The organism is Burkholderia sp. LS-044 (assembly GCF_004803625.1).
GTDB lineage: Bacteria > Pseudomonadota > Gammaproteobacteria > Burkholderiales > Burkholderiaceae > Burkholderia > Burkholderia cepacia.
In genome coordinates this window covers 496,195-516,587 of sequence record NZ_SSWO01000005.1, presented here as the reverse complement: position 1 = coordinate 516,587, position 20,393 = coordinate 496,195, and the positions used below count along the sequence as shown (strand labels likewise).

At 66.1% G+C, this 20,393-nt stretch carries 19 protein-coding genes; 10 read left to right on the top strand and 9 right to left on the bottom strand.

All coding sequences use genetic code 11. From position 1 onward, the window contains the following. Position 1: 1 nt before the first annotated feature. Both E9536_RS16665 and E9536_RS16660 read right to left on the bottom strand, forming a co-directional pair. Complete coding sequence (locus tag E9536_RS16665) at positions 2–712, bottom strand: hypothetical protein (protein ID WP_136470196.1); 711 nt, start codon at positions 710–712, stop codon at positions 2–4. Positions 713–963: 251 nt separating this feature from the next. Further along, complete coding sequence (locus E9536_RS16660; RefSeq protein WP_027790467.1) at positions 964–1,278, bottom strand: H-NS histone family protein; 315 nt, start codon at positions 1,276–1,278, stop codon at positions 964–966. Between the two features lie 218 nt (positions 1,279–1,496). Between E9536_RS16660 and E9536_RS16655 the strand changes: the two genes are divergently transcribed. Further along, complete coding sequence (locus E9536_RS16655; RefSeq protein ID WP_226128775.1) at positions 1,497–2,291, top strand: response regulator transcription factor; 795 nt, start codon at positions 1,497–1,499, stop codon at positions 2,289–2,291. 550 nt (positions 2,292–2,841) lie between these two features. Continuing rightward, entirely contained in the window at positions 2,842–3,135 is a 294-nt protein-coding gene (locus E9536_RS16650; protein WP_060083769.1) for a DUF4148 domain-containing protein, read from the top strand. A gap of 208 nt (positions 3,136–3,343) precedes the next feature. Here the strand turns inward: E9536_RS16650 and E9536_RS16645 are convergent, their stop codons facing one another. From E9536_RS16645 to selD, 3 genes are all read right to left on the bottom strand, one after another. Beyond that, on the bottom strand, positions 3,344–4,423 hold the full coding sequence (locus tag E9536_RS16645; protein ID WP_021156407.1) for a purine nucleoside permease: 1,080 nt from the start codon (positions 4,421–4,423) through the stop codon (positions 3,344–3,346). Between the two features lie 248 nt (positions 4,424–4,671). Then, positions 4,672–5,262 carry a LysE family transporter gene (locus E9536_RS16640; protein WP_027790464.1) on the bottom strand — a complete coding sequence of 197 codons (591 nt, stop codon included), beginning with the start codon at positions 5,260–5,262 and terminating at the stop codon, positions 4,672–4,674. A gap of 72 nt (positions 5,263–5,334) precedes the next feature. After that, the gene (selD, locus tag E9536_RS16635; RefSeq protein WP_027790463.1) at positions 5,335–6,399 is read right to left on the bottom strand and encodes a selenide, water dikinase SelD; all 1,065 of its coding nucleotides are present in this window, start codon (positions 6,397–6,399) and stop codon (positions 5,335–5,337) included. A gap of 116 nt (positions 6,400–6,515) precedes the next feature. On the opposite strand from selD, the gene E9536_RS16630 reads away from it, so the two are divergent. Continuing rightward, positions 6,516–7,352, top strand: coding sequence for a DMT family transporter (locus E9536_RS16630; protein WP_136470195.1), 837 nt, complete (start codon positions 6,516–6,518; stop codon positions 7,350–7,352). Between the two features lie 51 nt (positions 7,353–7,403). Here the strand turns inward: E9536_RS16630 and E9536_RS16625 are convergent, their stop codons facing one another. Further along, positions 7,404–8,915, bottom strand: a complete 1,512-nt coding sequence (locus E9536_RS16625; protein ID WP_136470194.1) for a PLP-dependent aminotransferase family protein — start codon at positions 8,913–8,915, stop codon at positions 7,404–7,406. A gap of 126 nt (positions 8,916–9,041) precedes the next feature. On the opposite strand from E9536_RS16625, the gene E9536_RS16620 reads away from it, so the two are divergent. The 4 genes from E9536_RS16620 to E9536_RS42085 all read left to right on the top strand — a co-directional run bounded on the left by E9536_RS16620 (position 9,042) and on the right by E9536_RS42085 (position 13,014). Continuing rightward, positions 9,042–10,325 carry a 4-aminobutyrate--2-oxoglutarate transaminase gene (locus tag E9536_RS16620; protein WP_059523374.1) on the top strand — a complete coding sequence of 428 codons (1,284 nt, stop codon included), beginning with the start codon at positions 9,042–9,044 and terminating at the stop codon, positions 10,323–10,325. 83 nt (positions 10,326–10,408) lie between these two features. Further along, complete coding sequence (gene gabD / locus E9536_RS16615) at positions 10,409–11,878, top strand: NADP-dependent succinate-semialdehyde dehydrogenase (RefSeq protein WP_021156413.1); 1,470 nt, start codon at positions 10,409–10,411, stop codon at positions 11,876–11,878. Positions 11,879–12,422: 544 nt separating this feature from the next. After that, a complete protein-coding gene (locus E9536_RS42090; RefSeq protein ID WP_247873457.1) occupies positions 12,423–12,764 on the top strand; it encodes a hypothetical protein in 342 nt (113 codons plus the stop codon). Continuing rightward, entirely contained in the window at positions 12,739–13,014 is a 276-nt protein-coding gene (locus tag E9536_RS42085) for a hypothetical protein (RefSeq protein WP_247873456.1), read from the top strand. Before E9536_RS42090 ends, E9536_RS42085 begins: the two co-directional genes overlap by 26 nt. A 71-nt stretch (positions 13,015–13,085) precedes the next feature. Here the strand turns inward: E9536_RS42085 and E9536_RS16605 are convergent, their stop codons facing one another. After that, positions 13,086–14,630: a PAS domain-containing methyl-accepting chemotaxis protein gene (locus tag E9536_RS16605; RefSeq protein ID WP_136470193.1), complete on the bottom strand. Its 1,545-nt coding sequence runs from the start codon at positions 14,628–14,630 to the stop codon at positions 13,086–13,088. 421 nt (positions 14,631–15,051) lie between these two features. After that, on the bottom strand, positions 15,052–16,596 hold the full coding sequence (locus E9536_RS16600) for a PAS domain-containing methyl-accepting chemotaxis protein (RefSeq protein WP_027790458.1): 1,545 nt from the start codon (positions 16,594–16,596) through the stop codon (positions 15,052–15,054). A gap of 324 nt (positions 16,597–16,920) precedes the next feature. Between E9536_RS16600 and E9536_RS16595 the strand changes: the two genes are divergently transcribed. From E9536_RS16595 to E9536_RS16585, 3 genes are all read left to right on the top strand, one after another. Further along, entirely contained in the window at positions 16,921–17,778 is an 858-nt protein-coding gene (locus E9536_RS16595) for a class I SAM-dependent methyltransferase (protein WP_136470192.1), read from the top strand. Continuing rightward, on the top strand, positions 17,775–18,335 hold the full coding sequence (locus tag E9536_RS16590; RefSeq protein WP_136470191.1) for a GNAT family N-acetyltransferase: 561 nt from the start codon (positions 17,775–17,777) through the stop codon (positions 18,333–18,335). Before E9536_RS16595 ends, E9536_RS16590 begins: the two co-directional genes overlap by 4 nt. 109 nt (positions 18,336–18,444) lie before the next feature. After that, a complete protein-coding gene (locus E9536_RS16585) occupies positions 18,445–18,945 on the top strand; it encodes a DUF523 domain-containing protein (RefSeq protein WP_136470190.1) in 501 nt (166 codons plus the stop codon). A 130-nt stretch (positions 18,946–19,075) separates the two neighbouring features. Here the strand turns inward: E9536_RS16585 and pcaF are convergent, their stop codons facing one another. Next, positions 19,076–20,278 (bottom strand): 3-oxoadipyl-CoA thiolase, encoded by a 1,203-nt coding sequence (gene pcaF, locus E9536_RS16580; protein WP_027790454.1) that lies wholly within the window; start codon positions 20,276–20,278, stop codon positions 19,076–19,078. Positions 20,279–20,393: the final 115 nt, after the last annotated feature.

Here is a 20,393-nt window from a genome sequence, read left to right as displayed (position 1 = left end):
GTCACTTCGTTCGCCACGTGCGCATGAACTCCGCGGCCCCCGTGCCTGGCGCGCAACTGCCCGGCCGCCTTGCGCGCGCCATCGCCCGCGCGAGTTCCGCACGCTGCGCGCTTACGTGCCGAGCGCAATAGCGGTCGATCACGCCGAGTTGGCCTTTCAGGAACGCGATGGTCTGCTCGATGCCGCCGCGCACGCTCGCGTGCGATCGCGCGAGCACTTGATATTCGGCCATCATCGTGCGCGCGAGCTGCCGGCGGCGCTGCACCAACGCCTGAACATACTGCAGCGGCGGATCCGACAACGGTTCGGCGAGCCGCGCGCACATCGGATACCGGTCGAACTCGCGGGCCAATGACGAGAGCAGACGGGCACGCGCGCCCTTGCCTTCGGGCGGCATCCCGGCCGCCCCCGCGATGAAATCGCAAGCCTGATGCGCGTGGGCGACGGCCACCGGCAGTCGCGCCGCCTGCAACGCGCATGCCGCGTGGGACTCGGCACCGCCGGACGACTCCAGCACGATGCGCGCCGGCGCCCATTCGGCAATCGCATCGGTCAGCGACTCGATGCCGTACGTCTCGTTCCGGTAACCGAGAATCACTCGCAACGACGAGACGTCGACCTCGAGGATCTCGCGCGTCACGCTAATGCCGACGAATACGCGCTCCGGCGTCAGTTCGTTGCCGTCCCGTCGCGCTGCCGCCTCATTGTTCATACGAATCTGCCCGTCGGGCTCGTCTTGCGATCCGGTCGAAGACAAGAAAAATGGGGCGTTATTGTTCGCCACTAGAACTGTCATAATCTAAATGTAATATTCACGGACAGAACCGGTTCCATTCGCGGCGCGGCTCAACCCGAGCCATCGCGGTCGGCCCTCGGCGTGTTCCATGCCGACGGTACCCGGCCCTCGCATCGACACCCCCGATACCCGCATGACAAGAAAACGCCCTTTCATCCGCTCACTAATCAGGAATCCTGACCCTGCGACTGCTCGAACGACGACCTGTCGATCAGAAACCGGTCGCGATCCTGACCACGCAGCCATGCCGGCTCGCGGCCCACGCCGCACCACGTCTGCCCCGTCCGCGGGTCGAAATACTTTGCCCTGCGCTTCCGGGCGCCGGCCGCACCTGCCGGGAATACATCCTTGTACGTGAACCCGAATTCCTCGATGCAGCGCCGGACTTCGAGCAGCACCGTCTCCGATATGGCGAGACGCTCGCGTTCGAGCTGCTCTTCGAGCAGCGCCTTTTTCTCCATGAACGACTTGTATATCAGCATGCGATTTTCCCCTCAATTCGGCTCTTTACAGGACTTCACCGAGACGTTGCCGGCACATCCAAGCGTAATCACGCTGCCGCTTCGTATTGACAACGTTTGTCAACAACAATCGTTGAAAACAGATGATTCATACGTCGTTAAAGGCTGTTTTTGCCTATGATTAGCATGTTTTATGCGTTCAAAATTGTTGACAATTACGAACATGAAACGATGCGAACATGCGCGGCAAACCACCGGCCGCCCGCCCTCGCACCGTTCGTCAGAATCCTCCGACCCACGCTCGATGCAGCACGATCGACCTGCTCGCTAACAAAGGAGTGCGAATCATGAACGTTTTATATCTCGAGGACGACAACGCATATGTCGAAATGATCACTTCAATACTCGAGAAATCCGGACACCGCGTGCATGCGGTCGGCAACGGCTGTCACGCGATCCGTCACCTGGAGAACGCGGTCGTCGACCTGCTGATTCTCGACTGGCAAGTGCCGGGGCTGTCGGGGTTCGAGGTACTGAAATGGACGCGCGAGCGCATCGGCGGACGCTTGCCGATCCTGTTCCTGACGAGTCGCGTTCGGGACGACGAGATTTTCTCCGCGATCAACGCCGGCGCCGACGATTACATGGTCAAGCCGATCAACCAATTCGAACTGCTGGCCCGCGCCAACGCGCTGCTGCGGCGCGCGTATCACAGCGGCGGCGCGCCGCAGGACGCCCTCGATATCGGCGGCTACCGGATCGACACGAAGGCGCGGACCGTGCTGCTCCATGGCGAGCATGTCCGGCTGACGCCGCGCGAATTCGATCTCGCCGTGCTGCTGTTTCGCAACCTCGGCCGCATCATGCCGCGCGACGCGCTGATCCTTTCATTGTGGGGTCGCGACATGACCGGCGTATCGCGTAGCCTCGACACGCACATCTATCGACTCCGGATGAAGATGGCGCTCCAGCCGTCGAACGGCGTGCGGCTCAGCGCGGTCTATACGCTCGGCTATCGGCTCGAAGCGATCTGACGTTCGACGGCGGCCACGCCCGTTCCGCCGGCGGACGGCATCGCCGGGCTGCCGCGTTCGTCGGCCGCCGCATGCACCGGCGCGTCGCGGTGTGCGGCATTGCACCACCGCGTGCAGAAGACTATTGCGTCATTCGGATTGATCGCCGCGCGACGCCCCGCCCGATCGGTCGAATTCCGCTGCCGCCCCCGGCCAGCAAGGCGTCCCGTATCCCCCACTAGCTGTGCGGCTTTCGATTGTTCCGCCATCGCGACAATTCAATTCGCGTCTGCCGCATTTATCGCGACGGAACAGATACCTAGAGTAAACCCTGTCGCGCACCTCGTTGCGCATCGAACAGATCCCGCTTGATGGGACCGGGGCAAGCGCTCAAGCGCCAGCTCCGACAGTGCAAAGCATGGGATCTGAGTAAGCGCTGAAGCGCTAACTCATATCGACCGCAAAGCATGGGATCTGAGTAAGCGCTGAAGCGCTAACTCATATCGACCGCAAAGCATGGGATCTGAGTAAGCGCTGAAGCGCTAACTCATATCGACACAGGAGCTACATCATGAACCGCCGCCACCTTCTCTCCGCCCTGGCCCTCACGCTCGCCGTGTCCGCCCCGGCCTTCGCCGATTCGGGCACGCCGCATGCCGGCGACTACAGCAATACGTCGTGGTACTCGCAGCACTACGGCCCGCGCACGCGCGCCGAAGTCAGCGCGGAAGTCGAGCAGGCCCGCAAGGACGGCACGCTCGCGTACCTGCGCAAGGCAAATTCGTACCCGCAAGGGCTCGAACTCGCGCAAGGCCCGTATCGCTCGATGCCGGAAAGCAACCAGCTCGCCGGCGGGGGCCGGTAAACGTGCAACGCCGCGCAGCGGGGTGCCCCGTGCGCGGCGTCGCGACACACCTATCGACGACTCGCCGAGTCAGTCAGTTGCAGGAGCACATGATGAACGACCAACTCCCTTCGCCGCTCGATCACTGGGACGACACTACCCCGGTCTGGACGCCTTTCCGTTCGGCCCCGCACTCGCATTGACCGCCGGCTGAGCCGTCGCCTGGCCCTCAACGGCGCGGCACCCCGTCGCGCCACTCGCCCCAGTGCGTCACGATGTCCTGCACGAGCGGATTGCCCGCGCGATACAGGTTTTCGGTCGCCGGAGCAAAGCCGCCCTGGTCCGCGTAGTTCAGCAGGTTGTCGGCACTCGTCTGCCCCGCATACGGCCGGTCGAAATCGGACCCGGTACGCAGCACCGCGACGCGCGACAGGTCGACCCGCTTCACGCTCGCCGCACGCTTGAGCGCTTCATACGTCGCGTTGTCTTCCTGGGCGGTCATGCAATAGGTGCCCTTGCCGTCGGTCAGGATCTTCGTCCACTGGCGCGCGCGCTCGCCGATCAGCGTGCCCGAGAACCACGTGTTGCCCGATGACGTATCGCACTGGATCACCGTCGGCGGCCGGTTCGCCGGCGCATACGTGAACTTCGCGCGCGCGGCCTGCGCCTGCGCGCTGTCGGCGAGCACGACGTTGCGCGACAGCGCGACCGCGGCGTCGGTCAGCTGCGGATTGAGCTGGAACACCTCGGTGCGATAGTCGAGCGGCGGCTTGTCGTTCGGGCTCTTCGTGTTGATGCCGAGAAAGCCGGTATTCCAGCCGGCCGGAATCTCGCGTGCATCGAGCTCCCACTGCAGGCTGAAATCGACGAGGTACTTCGACCACGCGGCCGAGCCGACCGTGCCTTGCGCGGGGTCGACGCCCGCGATGCCGGAGATCAGGAAATACGTGCGGCGCAGGTCGAAGCGCTGCGAGAACGTGAGCGCCATGATCGTCGCCGACGCGTTCGCATAGCCCATGCCGGTCGTGACCACGCACACGTCCTGCTTGTTGCAATGAACGTTCGGGTAGTCGGGCGACAGGCCCGGCACGGCGATGTCGCGCCACGGGCCGAGCCGGTCGAGCCATGCCTGGCCCTCCGGACCGAACATCGTGATGATCATGACCTTGACCGGGCGGCCCTGTGCACCGGTCTCGGCGAATGCATTGTTGCCCGCGTTGTTGCCCTGGTTGTCCTGCGCGATCGACGGCGCGGTTGCACAGGCTGCGAGCGAGAATGCAGCGGCGGAAAGAATGGAGCGAGTCAGCATCGGCGTTCCTTGTTTCGATGATGTTGGGTGAGAACGGCTCTCGTAGACTGCGCGACGGAGTATAGAACGGGCGTGCGCGTTGCGGAACCCGACTACGAAACGACGGCCGGTGCGTCGGTTCGGGTGCGGCGCACGCGGGAAGCACAACGGAAATTCGCTCCGCACCTCGACATACCGTCAGGAATACTATCCGGTTGATCGCCACCGACACGTCGATCGCACTTGCGTGCCCGCCGCCCGGCAAACCGCTACAGCCGTGCCAGTCCTGCCACCCCATACCCCAGCACGACAAGCGCCGCGACCACGTGGCTCGCCGCGAGCAGCCCCGGCGACTTCACGATCCGGCCGATCACGCTGCCGCCGAATGCGAACACCAGCTGCCCCGCGAGGCTGCCGGCAAACACGCACGCGGCACCGAGCAGCCAGTGCCGCTGCGCGCCAGCGGCGGCCGTTGCATAGCCGTAGAACAACAGGATCGTCAGCGGGTTCGCCAGCGTGACGAAGAACATCGATGCAAACGGGCGGCTGCCCGGCGGCCGCGCATCGCCGTCGAGCGTGCGGCGGCGATCCCGCAACGCCTGCCACAGCATCCGCGCGCCCATCGCGAGCAGCACGAGCGCCCCCACCAGACGAAACAGCGACAGATGTGCCGCGAGCGTGCTCGCCAGCATCGCGCCGAGCGTGAACGCGACGACCGCGTAGCAGCCGTCGGCCGTCGCGACACCTACCGCCGCGCGCACGCCGCTTGCGGTGCCGGCGCGCATCCCGTAGTTCGCGATCATCAGCGCAACGGGCCCGACCGACAGCGCGATCATCAGCCCGAACAGGAAATCGTTCATCGGTCGTCGATGCCTTCGATCGAAGGCACCGATTCTAGCGAACGCAAAAATCTCCGGTGCGGCGATTCGGCGTCACGCGACATCGACGCGCGCCGGCCCGTCCACCATCTCGCCGATCACGCCCGCGCGGTCGAAGCCGTCGGCACGGAAGCACGCGAGCACGTCGTCGACGGCCTCGGGCGCGCACGCGACCAGCAGGCCGCCCGACGTCTGCGGATCGGTCAGCAGCGCCTGCGCGACGGGCGGCAGCGTGTCGGCCAGTTGAACGTCCGCGCCGTACGCGGCCCAGTTGCGGCCCGATGCGCCGGTGAACACGCCGTCGGCCACGAACGCCTCGACGCCCGCGAGCCACGGCAGCGACGCGTAGTGCACGCGCGCGGTAAGGTGCGCGCCACGTGCGAGCTCGAGCGTATGACCGAGCAGCCCGAAGCCCGTGACGTCGGTCAGCGCATGCACGCCCGGCAGCGCGGCAAGGTCGGCGCCCGGACGGTTCAGCTTGGTGGTCGTCGCGACCATCTGCGCGTAACCCGCGGCATCGAGCTGGTTCTTTTTCAGCGCGGCCGACAGCACGCCGACGCCGAGCGGTTTGCCGAGCACGAGCACGTCGCCCGCACGCGCGGCCGCGTTGCGCTTCACGCGCGACGGATGCACGACGCCGATCGCCGCGAGCCCGTAGATCGGCTCGACCGAATCGATCGAATGGCCGCCCGCCACCGGAATGCCGGCGTCCGCGCACACCGATTCGCCGCCGCGCAGCACGGCCGCGATCGTCTCGTGCGGCAGCACGTTGATCGGCATCCCGACCAGCGCGAGCGCGAGGATCGGCTTGCCGCCCATCGCGTAGACGTCGGACAGCGCGTTGGTCGCGGCGATGCGGCCGAAGTCGAACGGATCGTCGACGATCGGCATGAAGAAGTCGGTGGTCGCGACGATCGCCTGCTCGTCGTTGAGACGGTAGACGGCCGCGTCGTCGGACGTCTCGGTACCGACCAGCAGATCCGGGAACAGCGCGGGCGGCGTCGCGCGCTTCAGCAGCTCGGACAGCACGCCCGGCGCAATCTTGCAGCCGCAGCCGCCGCCGTGCGACAGGCTCGTGAGGCGCGGAACGGCAGGCTGGGCTTGGGTGGCTTCGGTCATCGTCGGCATCCGGTGAATAACAACACGACATTATCGACAATTCCGTGCGAGTGCGCCCGATAGCCACATAATGGCGGCGCACTCCCCGCCCCCGCTGCCGCCCGCACCTTCCGTCCATGGATCACCTCTTCATCGGCCTCGTGCTGTGCTCCGCGTTGCTGCACGCCATCTGGAATGCCTTCCTCCACGTCAGCGAAGACCGGCTCGTACAGCTCGGCACGATGTCACTGCCCTATTTCGCGTTCGGCGTCGCCGGCGCCGCGCTGCTGCCCGCGCCAGCACTCGCCGCGTGGCCGTATATCGCCGCGTCGGCCGCGCTCGAGGTCGCGTACTGCTTCACGCTGGCGCACGCCTATCGCAGCGGCGAGTTCGGGCAGATCTATCCGATCGCGCGCGGGATCTCGCCGCTGCTCGTGTCCGTGCTCGCGCTCGCTTTCCTCCACGAACAGCCGACCCCGTTCGGCTTCGCGGGCATCGCGCTCGTGTCGTTCGGCATCATGTCGCTCGCGCTGCGGCGCGGCTTCCGGTTCTCCGGTGAAGGCGTGCCGTTTGCGCTGCTCACGGGCGTGTTCATCGCCGCGTATTCGATCTGCGACGGCATCGGCTCGCGCGTATCCGGCAGTGCGCTCGGCTACATCGCGTGGGTGTACGTGCTGTGGAGCGTGCCGCAGTTCGTGCTGGTCTGCGCGGTACGTGGCGGCCCGCGCGCGGTGCTCGCCTCGCGCACGGCGCTCACGCAGGGCGCGATCGCCGGCACGATCTCCCTCGCCGCTTACGGGATCGTGATCCTCGCGTACCGGTACCTGCCGGTCGGGACGGTGTCGGCGCTGCGTGAAACGAGTTCGATCTTCGCGGTCGCGATCGGCTGGCTCGTGATGCGCGAGCGGCCCGGCGCGCAGCGGCTTGCCGCGTGCGCGCTGGTGGTCGTGGGCGCGGCGCTGATCCGCCTGTAGGCAGCGCGCGCGACACGCGTTCGTCTGCAGGTCGTGCCGACCTGCCAGGCGTCAGACCGCGACCGCCGCCCCGCCGAATGCCCGCTCGTCGATCGCCTCGGCGAGCGTCGCGAACGCCGTCGCGATCTCGTCCTCCGGCACGCACGCATAACCGAGCAGCAACCCCGGCGCCGCGCGTTCGCGGTCCGCGTAATAACCCGACAACGGTCGCACGACGATATTGCGTTCGAGCGCGGCCTGCGCGACCGCACGATCGTCGACGCCCTCCGGCAACTGGGTGACCAGATGCAGCCCGGCATCGCTGCCGAGCGCGTGCAGCGTGTCGCCATAGCGTTGCGCGACCGCGTCGAGCAGCACCTCGCGGCGCTGTCCGTACAGCGTGCGCATCTTGCGGATATGCGACACGAAGTGCCCTTCCGCGATGAATTCGGCAAGCACCGCCTGCTGCAGCAGCTGCCCTTCGCGGTACAACTCGGCGCTCGCGGTCGCGAAACTTTCCGCGAGCGGCTCGGGCGCGACCAGGTAGCCGACCCGCAGCCCCGGGAACAGCGTCTTGCCGAAACTGCCGACGTAGATCACCTGCCCGGCCGTGTCGAGCCCCTGCAGCGACGCAAGCGGGCGGCTGCCGTAGCGGAATTCGCTGTCGTAGTCGTCCTCGATGATCCAGCAACCGTGCTGGCGTGCGTATTCGAGCAGCATCCGCCGCCGCGCGAGGCTCATCACCATCCCGAGCGGATACTGGTGCGACGGCGTGACGAGCATCAGCTTCGGCGGTTCGGCGAGATCGGCCGCCGACGGGGCGATGCCTTCCTCGTCGACCGGGATCGGCCGCGTCGTCAGCCCCGACACGTTCAGCACGCTGCGCACGCCCCAGTAGCACGGATCCTCGGTCCAGATCGCGTCGCCCGGGTCGGTCAGCAGCCGTACCGCGAGATCGATCGACTGGTGGATGCCGGTCGTAATCACGATCTGCTCGGGCGTGCAGCGCACCGAGCGCGACGTGCGCAGGTAATCGGCCAGCGCCTCGCGCAGCAGCGCGAGCCCGCCGCCCGGCGCGTAGGTCAGCAGGTCGGGGCGCAGCCGCCGCCAGTATTTGTTGTGCAGCCGCGTCCACACGCGAGCGGGAAAGCGCGACACATCGGGCACGCCCGGCATGAACGCACCGCCCTGCCGTTTCGACACGCCGGCCCCTTCGACGAGCCGCGTACCGCGCGCCGACAGCCGCCGCGCTGACAGCTGCACGAGCGCCGGGTGGGTGGCGGTCGCGTCGGGCGGCGCGCCGACGATCTCGTCGGGCGCGCTGTCGGCCACGAACGTGCCGCGGCCGGTCGCCGAGTTCACGTAGCCTTCAAGTGAAAGCTGTTCGTAAACCTGCGTGACCGTGTTGCGCGCGATTCCGAGTTCGGCCGCGAGGAGCCGCGACGACGGCACGCGCGTGCCGGCCGGCAGTTCACGCGACAGGATCGCCTGTTGCAGCAGCCGGTGAAGCTGCCGGTAGATCGGCTGTTCGCCGCCTCGCACGAGGCGCTGCGCCAGCCAGTCCGACAACACGCTCGCGCGCATGATTGGCTCCTGAATATTTATTGAAATGGCTCTGATTGTCAGAGCCAAATGTGATTATAGTCGCCTCCATGGGCTGTCGAAGCGCCCGATTTTCACCTCACCGGAAAGAACATCAAGGAGATGACCGTGAAGAATGCCGACCTGCAGGCCCGCAAGAACGCCGCCACCCCGCGCGGCGTCGGCGTGATGTGCGATTTCTACGCAGCCCGCGCCGAGAACGCGGAACTGTGGGATGTCGAAGGCCGCCGCTTCATCGATTTCGCTGCCGGCATCGCGGTGCTGAACACCGGCCACCGCCACCCGAAGATCGTCAAGGCGATCGCGGATCAACTGAACAACTTCACGCACACCGCTTACCAGATCGTCCCGTACGCGTCGTACGTCGAGCTGGCCGAGAAGATCAACGCACGCGCGCCGGGCGATTTCCCGAAGAAGACCGCGTTCTTCACGACCGGCGCGGAAGCCGTCGAGAACGCGATCAAGATCGCACGCGCGGCCACCGGCCGTCCGGGCGTCATCGCCTTCTCGGGCGGTTTCCACGGCCGCACGATGATGGGCATGGCGCTGACCGGCAAGGTCGCCCCGTACAAGCTGAACTTCGGCCCGTTCCCGGGCGACGTGTTCCACGCGCCGTACCCGAACGCCGTGCACGGCGTGACGACGGCCGACTCGATCAAGGCGATCGAGATGCTGTTCAAGGCCGACATCGATCCGAAGCGCGTTGCCGCGATCATCTTCGAACCGGTCCAGGGCGAAGGCGGCTTCAACCCGGCGCCTGCCGAATTCGTGCGCGCGCTGCGCAAGATCTGTAACGAACACGGCATCCTGCTGATCGCCGACGAAGTGCAGACGGGCTTCGCGCGTACCGGCAAGCTGTTCGCGATGCAGCACTACGACGTGCTGGCCGACCTGATCACGATGGCGAAGAGCCTCGCGGGCGGCATGCCGCTGTCGGGCGTCGTCGGCCGTGCCGACCTGATGGACGCGGCAGCGCCCGGCGGCCTCGGCGGCACGTATGCGGGCAACCCGCTGGCCGTGGCATCGGCGCACGCCGTGCTCGAGATCATCGACGAAGAGAAGCTGTGCGAGCGCGCGACGCAACTCGGCGACGTGCTGAAGGCGAAGCTGAACGCGCTGCAGGCCGACGTGCCGCAGATCGCCGACGTGCGCGGCCCGGGCGCGATGATCGCGGTCGAGTTCCTGAAGCCGGGTTCGGGCGAGCCGGATGCCGAGTTCACGAAGCGCGTGCAGACGCGTGCGCTCGAGCGCGGCCTGCTGCTGCTCGTGTGCGGCGTGTACTCGAACGTCGTGCGCTTCCTGTTCCCGCTGACGATCCCGCAGGCCGTGTTCGATGAAGCGCTCGTGATCCTCGAGGAAGTGCTGAAGGAAACGGTCGGCGTGCCGGCCTGAGTTCCTGCCTTCCGAATGAGCCGCCGCCGTCGTCACGACGGCGGCGGCCTTTTTATCCGTCATCTTCAAAGCAGGCGATTCATATGAGCACTGTTCAGGAAACCCTGGCACTGAAAGATCCGTCGCTGTTCCGCCAGCAGGCGTACGTCAACGGCGAATGGCAAGGCGCGACGAACGGCGAGACGTTCGAAGTCCGCAACCCGGCGACGGGCGGCCTGCTCGGCACCGTGCCGGCGATGGGCACGGCCGAGACGCGTCACGCGATCGAAGCCGCGAACGCCGCATGGCCGGCGTGGCGCAAGAAGACCGCGAAGGAACGCGCGGTCGTCCTGCGCAAGTGGCACGACCTGATGATGGAAAACGCCGACGACCTCGCGCTGATCCTGACGACCGAGCAGGGCAAGTCGCTGGCTGAAGCGAAGGGCGAGATCGGCTATGCCGCATCGTTCCTCGAATGGTTCGCGGAAGAAGGCAAGCGCGTGTACGGCGACACGATCCCGACGCCGGCGAGCGACAAGCGCATCGTCGTGACGAAGGAAGCGATCGGCGTGTGCGCGGCGATCACGCCGTGGAACTTCCCGGCGGCGATGATCACGCGCAAGGTCGGCCCGGCACTCGCCGCAGGCTGCCCGATCGTCGTGAAGCCGGCCGAGGCGACGCCGTTCTCCGCGCTTGCGATGGCCGTGCTGGCCGAGCGTGCGGGCGTGCCGGCCGGCGTGTTCAGCGTCGTCACGGGCGACCCGAAGGCGATCGGCGGCGAGCTGACGTCGAACCCGATCGTGCGCAAGCTGTCGTTCACCGGCTCGACGCCGGTCGGCCGCCTGCTGATGTCGCAATGCGCGGCGACGGTCAAGAAGGTGTCGCTGGAGCTCGGCGGCAACGCGCCGTTCATCGTGTTCGACGACGCCGATCTCGACGCGGCCGTGCAGGGCGCGATCGCATCGAAGTACCGCAACAGCGGCCAGACCTGCGTGTGCACGAACCGCTTCTACGTGCATGAAGCCGTGTACGACCAGTTCGCGCAGAAGCTCGCGGCAGCCGTCGGCCAGTTGAAGGTGGGCCGCGGCACCGAGCCGGGCGTCACGCAAGGCCCGCTGATCAACGAAGCAGCGGTGCTGAAGGTCGAGGCGCACATCGAGGACGCGCTCGCGAAGGGCGCGACCGTCGTGACGGGCGGCAAGCGCCACGCGCTGGGCCACGGCTTCTTCGAGCCGACCGTGCTGACGGGCGTCACGCCGGCGATGAAGGTCGCGAAGGAAGAGACGTTCGGGCCGCTCGCGCCGCTGTTCAAGTTCGGCAGCGACGATGAAGTGATCCGCCTCGCGAACGACACCGAATTCGGCCTCGCCGCTTACTTCTACAGCCGCGACATCGGCCGCGTGTGGAAGGTCGCCGAAGCGCTCGAATACGGGATGGTCGGCGTGAACACGGGCCTGATCTCGAACGAAGTCGCACCGTTCGGTGGCGTGAAGCAATCGGGCCTCGGCCGCGAAGGCTCGCACTACGGCATCGACGACTACGTCGTGATCAAGTACCTCTGCCTCGCCGTCTGACGGTTCAGGGCCTGGCACCGCTTCGGTGACAGGCCCTGACCGCCCGGCCGGAACCGGGCGGTCCGACGCGGGCCGACGTCCCTCTCCGTCGTGCCCGCGTCGTCTTGATACGCATGAGATCGCCACGCTCTGCGTACCCTGTTTCGATCGCTGTATCCCCCGATACGTCGTATCGCGCGCGAATCTCGTTCCAGTCTCATTTCTCACTTCGCTGCACGCCGCCAGATTGAGCGCTCCGTCTCGATCCGGTTTGCACGCGCATGAACACTTCACCCGACGGCACGGTGTGTGCGGAGTCAGCGCATGCAAGTACTGTCGTAGCCGACTGTGCCGTGACACACGTTAACGGTCGCCGGCATGACGGACGGGCGGTTATACGTCCGGCCGCGTTCTACTCGCTCGCCCCTTCGCCTCAGTCTCGACGATCGTTTTGGATCATCAATCTCCGTCGGATTCCAAAATAAGAATCGTACTCGTTCTATAGACAGAGAAAATCTTACCGGCCACTGTCTATGGCTCGTCCATACACAAGGGATACGAGTCCATGGAAGAAAAACATGCCGCCTGCCCTTACTTTCTTCACTCGTCGATCCGGCTTTACGCGATGGTGCAGCAGCAATACACGCGGCCGAAAAATGCGCCCGACTCGATCGATCGGGCGTATAGCGACAACATGCAGATCATCTGTATGCACGATCCATCTAACCGCCGCTGCATTCGTGTTGATCTGCGCACATACGGCGTTCGCGTGCGATGGCCCGTCGAACATGCCCGCCCATTACATCGATATTGTTTTCGATGCGGATTCGAGTGCGATTTCTCCGACCGAACTCTCGAGGATGTCGGCATGGTCGAGCGACATGCACAAGCGCTTTCCGATCATTGATACGGTATGGCTTATCGGACTGGCCGAACGAACCGAGAACAACGCGCAACAGCTCGCAACGCAACGAGCGAAAAACGTGATGGCTGTTCTGGATCGGCATTCGATCCGTGGCGAGAAAAGCGCCCTGGCGGGGAAGATTTTCACGCCGGACGAGTTCGGTCAATCCGGGCGACGCGTTGAAGTGAACGTCAGTCCGGGATGCCCCAACCACTGTTGCCCGAACCTGAATCCCATACCCAGGGCGCAATGACATAGCAGGACACGCCCAAACCGGCCCGCACAACGCGGGCCGCCTTCCTCCTGCTTCACGCGTTCCCGCCATCACCGAAACACGTTCACCGCCTCCACCAGCCGCGTCGCCTGCTGCTTCAGGCTCTCCGATGCCGCCGTGCTCTGCTCGACCAGTGCCGCGTTCTGCTGCGTGATGTTGTCCAGGTGCACCACCGCCTGGTCGACCTGCGCGACGCCCGTGCTCTGCTCGGCCGTCGACGAGCTGATCTCCGCGATCAGATCCGACACGCGCTTCACCTGCGTGACGATGTCCTCCATCGTCTTGCCCGCGCCGTCGACGATCCGCGCACCCGATTCGACGCGCTCGACGCTCGCACCGATCAGCGTCTTGATCTCCTTCGCCGCATTCGCGCTACGCTGCGCGAGCGCCCGCACCTCACCGGCAACCACCGCGAAACCGCGCCCCTGATCTCCGGCGCGCGCCGCCTCCACCGCCGCATTCAGCGCAAGAATGTTGGTCTGGAACGCGATGCCGTCGATCACGCCGATGATGTCCGAGATCTTTCGCGAGCTGGCGGTGATGTCGTTCATCGTCGCCACCACCTCGCTCACCGCCTGCCCGCCGCGCCCGGCGGCTTCGCTCGCCGACACCGACAACTGGTTCGCCTGCAGCGCCGTCTCCGCATTGCTCGACACGGTCGCCGTCATCTCGGCCATCGATGCGGCCGTCTGCTGCACGCTTGTCGAAGCCTGCTCGGTGCGCGCGCTCAGGTCGTTGTTGCCCTGCGCGATCTCGTTGCTCGCGCGCTGCACGTTCAGCACCTGTTCGCTGACATCGTCGACGAGCCAGCGGAACATCAGCCCGAGCTGGTTGATCGTGCGCAGCGTCATGCCGATCTCGTCGACACGGTTCATCCGCACGCCGCTGCGGCTCTCGCCGGTCGCGACGCGCAACGCCTCGTCGCGCAACTGCACGAGCGGGCGCGCAATCTGCGCATCGAGCCACAGCCCCGCGGCCACCGCGGCGCCGGCCGTCACCGCCGCGAACGCGGCGAGCCCGCCACCGGCCAGCCCGCACGCCCAGCCGCCGGCCACCACGACCGGCGCAAACACGCACAGCGCCGCATGGAGCCGCGCCCGCACCGACATCGTCTGGAACAGCGACATGAAACCGGCCACGCCCTTGCGGACGATCAACCCCTTGTGAAAATGCCGGTTGCCGGCCCGCCCTTCGCGGAATTCCTTGTAGAGCGCCTCCGCGGCCGCGATCTCGTCGCGCGTCGCCTTCGTGCGCACCGACATGTAGCCCTTCGGCTCGCCGTTGCGCATCACGGGTATCGCGTTCGCGCGCACCCAGTAGTGATCGCCGTTCTTGCGGCGATTCTTCACGAGCGCGGTCCACGGCTCGCCGCCCTTGAGCGTCGCCCACATGTCGGCGAACGCCTCCTTCGGCATGTCCGGATGCCGCACGACGTTGTGCGGCTGGCCCTCGATCTCTTCGGGAGAAAAACCGCTGACCTGGATGAATGCCGCGTTCGCGTAGGTAATGTAGCTGTTCGCGTCGGTGGTCGACATCAGCGTCGCGTCGTCGGGAAAATCGAATTCGCGTTGCGTGACGGGCTGGTTGTTGCGCATGGTGTGGAGCTCCGGGTAACGGATCTTGCGTCCGCTTGTCGATTGATTCGCGACCCTGCACATTGCGGTCAATCCGCATGCGCATCGGTCATGCTCCTGCACTTTCGGCAACTTTTACGAAAACATTATGCCTTGCCCGGGTAAATATGCATTAAAAATGCATCACCTTGCCCTTACCGAACAATTCGTTTACTGATGAAACTAAACACCAGGCCAGGCAACGGTTTGGCGGATATTCGTCTGATTAATCCGCGTAATTCGTCCGAATCGATTCAATGCATAAATGCAAAATCCTGAATACGAATATTTCTCGTTTCGCGTATTTTGATTGAATCGAAAAACCTGAACGCGCATTACGCGCGTCAATCACGATGTCACGATGCATCGATCGGGCGCGCACATCGCGTGCGCGCCCCGACAATCACCGGAACACGTTCACCGCATCCACGAGACGCGTTGCCTGTTGCTTCAGGCTCTCCGACGCCGCCGTGCTCTGCTCGACCAGTGCCGCGTTCTGTTGCGTGATGTTGTCCAGGTGCACCACCGCCTGGTCGACCTGCGACACCCCGGTGCTCTGCTCGGCCGTCGACGAGCTGATCTCCGCGATCAGATCCGACACGCGCTTCACCTGCGCGACGATGTCCTCCATCGTCTTGCCGGCCTCGTCCACGCGCCGCGCACCCGACTCGACGCGCTCGACGCTCGCGCCGATCAGCGTCTTGATCTCCTTCGCCGCGTTCGCGCTGCGCTGCGCGAGCGCCCGCACCTCGCCGGCGACCACCGCGAAGCCGCGCCCCTGTTCGCCGGCGCGCGCCGCTTCCACGGCCGCGTTCAGCGCAAGGATGTTGGTCTGGAACGCGATGCCGTCGATCACGCCGATGATGTCCGAGATCTTTCGCGAGCTGGCGGTGATGTCGCTCATCGTCGCGACGACCTCGCCCACCGCCTGCCCGCCGCGGCCGGCCACTTCGCTCGCCGACATCGCGAGCCGGTTCGCCTGCAGTGCGGTCTCCGCGTTGCTGTCGACGGTCGCCGTCATCTCGGCCATCGACGCAGCCGTCTCCTGCACGCTCGACGCCGCCTGCTCGGTACGCGCGCTCAGGTCGTTGTTGCCCTGCGCGATCTCGTTGCTCGCGCGCTGCACGTTGTGCACCTGCTCGCTGACGTCGTCGACGAGCCAGCGGAACATCAGCCCGAGCTGGTTGATCGTGCGCAGCGTCATGCCGATCTCGTCGACGCGGTTCATCCGCACGCCGCGCCGGCTTTCGCCGGTCGCGACGTTCAGCGCCTGGTCATGCAGCCGCTTCAGCGGACGCACGATCTGCGCATCGAGCCACAGGCCGGCCGCCGCCGCCACGCCGACCGTCACGCCGGCAAATGCCGCGAGGCCGCCACCGGCGAGCCCGCACGCCCAGCCCGCGCCGACGACCGCCGGCGCAAGCACGCACAGCGCCGAATGCACGCGCGCGCGCACCGACATCGTCTGCGACAGCGACGCGATACGCAGTAGCCCCGTGCGGATCACCAGCCCCTTGTGGAACCGGCGCTGGCCGGCCTTGCCGTCGCGGAACGCGCGATACAGCGCGTCGGCGGCCGCGCTCTCGTCGTGCGGCGCCCTCGTGCGCACCGACATGTAGCCCTGCGGCTCGCCGTTGCGCATCACGGGTATCGCGTTCGCACGCACCCAGTAGTGATCGCCGTTCTTGCGGCGGTTCTTCACGAGCGCGGTCCACGGCTCGCCGCGCTGGAGCGTCGCCCACATGTCGGCAAACGCCTCGCGCGGCATGTCCGGGTGGCGCACCACGTTGTGCGGCTGGCCGACGAGTTCCTCGTTCGTGAAGCCGCTCACCTGCGCGAACGTCGTGTTGGCGTAGGTGATGATGCTGTCTGCATCGGTCGTCGACATCAGCGTGACGTCGTCGGGAAAATCGAATTCCTGTTGGGTAACGGGCTGGTTATTGCGCATGCAAGGCTCCGAAAGGCGGATCTGTCGTCCGCGCCGCGCTGAAATCACGCTCAGTAGCCGAAAAACGGTTTATCGCTTAACGACGGTCTTCATCTTACTGTCGGCATATTGGGGAAAAACCTTACCCTTTCCTTGAATAAAATATCCAATTCGTCCGCCGCCATGATTTCGATCAAATAATCCGGCAATAATCGCCGCGAGCATTCATCCAGATGTCACGCCATGCTGCGCAACGACGTCGCGCGGCAGACCCACGCCATCGACCGTTGCGCGCGGCGAAACGATTCCGTTTATCCTGCTCCATTCAACCGGTATTCGAATTCGATGAAAAAGGCATTACACGAACTGAATCGGCTGTCCTGGAATACCGCGACAGTCGCGCATAACAGCCACAAAGGCGATCAGGCCGCGTTTTTCCGCGCGGGCGGCTCGACGCTCTATCCGGAAGAACGCGAACTGCTCGGCGACGTCGGCGGGCTGCGGCTCCTGCACCTGCAGTGCAACGCGGGGCAGGACACGCTGAGCCTCGTGCGCGAGGGCGCGGATGCGACGGGCGTCGACATCTCCGACGAAGCAATCGCCTTCGCACGGCAACTGTCGGCCGACGCCGGCCTGCCCGCGCGTTTCGAGCGCGCCGACGTGCTCGACTGGATGCCCGAGGCCGCCGCGCGCGGCGAGCGCTTCGATCGCGTGTTCACGTCGTATGGCGCGATCTGCTGGCTGTCCGACCTGAACGCGTGGGCGCGCGGGATCGCCACGCTGCTCGCGCCGGGCGGCCGTTTCGCGATGGTCGAGTTCCATCCGTTCGCGCTGTATTTCGACGAACAGTGGAAGCCGCACTACGACTATTTCAAAAGCGACGCGACCGAGGAGCCGACAGGCGTCGGCGATTACGTCGCCGTATCCGGCACGGGGCTCGGCGCGCAGCACGACCATCCTGGCGTCGTCGATTTCGCGAACCCGCATCCGAGCTACGAGTTCATGTGGGGCATCGGTGAGGTCGTGAACGCACTCGTGTCGGCGGGGCTCGCGATCGACCGCCTGACCGAATATCCGTATTCGAACGGCTGGAAGGGCTTCGACGGCATGCGCGAGCTGGACGGCCGCCGGATGGTGCCGCCCGGTCACATGCCGAGCCTGCCGCTGATGTATGCGATCGCCGCGCATCGGGAGGCCGCATGACGCGCCGCACCGCCGCCGAACGCGACGCGCTTTGCGCACGCCCGCTCACGCGCGACGAAGTGCCGCTCGTGTGGACCATCGACCGGCGCGAGATCATCGAGCACCTGTACGTGCTGCGCGACGGCGCGCTGCATCTCGTTCCGGAGTTCTACGACGTCGGCGGCTGGCCGGAAGGCGAAGCCGACCACTACACGCCGATCCTGATCGACTGCCACGATCGCGGCGGCTGGTGCCTCGGCATGTTCGACGGCGAACGGCTCGTCGCGGCGGTCGTCGTCGACAGCCGGCCGCTCGGCCCGCACGGCGACATGCTGCAATTGAAGTTCCTGCACGTGAGCCGCGACTGGCGCGGCTGCGGGCTCGGCGAGCAGCTCTACCGCGCAGCCCGCGAGCAGGCGCACGCGATGGGCGCCACACGCCTGTATGTGTCCGCGACGCCGTCGCAGCGCACGATCGACTTCTACCTGCGGCTCGGCTTTACGGTCAGCGCGTCGCCCGACCCGGCGCTTTACGCGCTCGAGCCGGACGACATTCATCTGGAAGGGCCGGCGGCCTGACGCGCCGGCACGCGTATGAAGCGCGGGATGTCCCGCGTTGCCTCGGCTGCCATCGGCCATCGCGCAATCACGGAGAGCAAAATTGCAGGACGAAGCACAGCCGCCAACCATGCCGAAGATCCTCGTCAGCATGTGCGTGGTCGGCCATCCGGTGCGTTACAACGGCTCGGCCAGGACCGCCGCGCACGCGGCACTCGAACGGTGGCAGCGCGAAGGGCGTCTCGTGCCCGTCTGCCCCGAACTGGCCGGCGGCTTCAGCGTGCCGCGCCCGCCCGCCGAAATCGCCTGCGGCGCATCGGGTCAGCAGGTGCTGTCGGGCGCCGCGCGCATCGTCGACGTGAACGGCACCGACGTGACAGCGCCGTTCGTCTCCGGCGCGCAAGCCGCGCTGGCCCTCGCGCGCACGCACGGCTGCCGCTTCGCTATCCTGGCCGACGGCAGTCCGTCGTGCGGCAGCACGTTCATCCATGACGGGAGTTTCGGGAACCGGCGGCACGCGGGCGCCGGCGTCACGGCGGCGTTGCTGCGCGAGCACGGGATCGAGGTGTTCGCGGACACCGAGATCGACGCGCTCGAGGCGCGCCTCAGGGAGTTGTCGCAGGCCGGTTAACGACGATGCGCGGCACGAGCATCCTCGTGCCGCGCATCGTTTCCAAAGCGGCGAATCGGTCGAGAGGCAAAGCGGTCGAGCAGCGAAGCGGCTCGTGGCCGCCGCTTCGCCGCGAGACATGAAACGCGGGTCAGACGCGTTCGATCGCGATCGCGATGCCCTGACCGACGCCGATGCACATCGTGCACAATGCGAAGCGGCCGTTCGTGCGATGCAGCTGGTACATCGCGGTCGTCACGAGCCGCGCGCCCGATGCGCCGAGCGGATGGCCCAGTGCGATTGCGCCGCCGTTCGGGTTCACGCGCGGATCGTCGTCGGCGACGCCGAGCATGCGCAGCACCGCGAGACCTTGCGATGCGAACGCCTCGTTCAGCTCGATCACGTCGAACTGGTCGATCGTCATCCCGAGCCGGGCGAGCAGCTTCTGCGTGGCAGGCGCGGGGCCGATGCCCATCACGCGCGGCGCGACGCCGGCCGTCGCGATGCCCAGCACGCGGGCGCGCGGCGTCAGGCCGAAGCGCTTTGCGGTTTCCTCGTTCGCAAGCAGCAGCGCGGCGGCACCGTCGTTGACGCCCGACGCGTTACCGGCCGTCACCGAGCCGTCCGGACGCACGACGCCCTTCAGCTTCGCAAGCGTTTCGAGCGACGTTTCGCGCGGATGCTCGTCGCGCGAAACGACCACCGGATCGCCCTTCTTCTGCGGAATCGTGACCGACACGATTTCCTCGGCGAGCGTGCCGTCCTGCTGCGCACGCGCGGCCTTCTGCTGGCTGCGCAACGCGAACAGGTCCTGGTCGGCGCGGCTGACGTTGTAGTCGACCGCGACGTTCTCGGCCGTCTCCGGCATCGAATCGACGCCGTACAGCTGTTTCATCAACGGATTGACGAAGCGCCAGCCGATCGTCGTGTCGTAGATGTCGGCCTGGCGCGCGAATGCGCTCGCGGCCTTGCCCATCACGAACGGCGCGCGCGTCATGCTCTCGACGCCGCCCGCGACCATCAGCGCGGCCTCGCCCGACTTGATCGCACGGGCGGCCACGCCGACCGCGTCCATCCCGGAGCCGCACAGGCGGTTGATCGTCGAACCCGGCACGCCCTGCGGCAGCCCCGCGAGCAGCGCCGACATGCGCGCGACGTTGCGGTTGTCCTCGCCGGCCTGGTTCGCGCAGCCGTAGATCACGTCGTCGATCGCCGTCCAGTCGACGTCGCGGTTGCGCTCCACGAGCGCCTTGAGCGGCACGGCGCCCAGATCGTCGGCGCGCACGCCGGACAGTGCACCGCCGTAACGCCCGATCGGCGTACGAATCGCATCACACAGAAAAGCTTCGGTCATCAGTGTCTCCGCTCCCAGGACAGGCTGGGGAATGAACAGGGCGCGCCCCTTGCATTGCCCGCCGGGATGCGCTTAAATGTTCTATATACGAACATAAGATCGTGTATCGAACGTT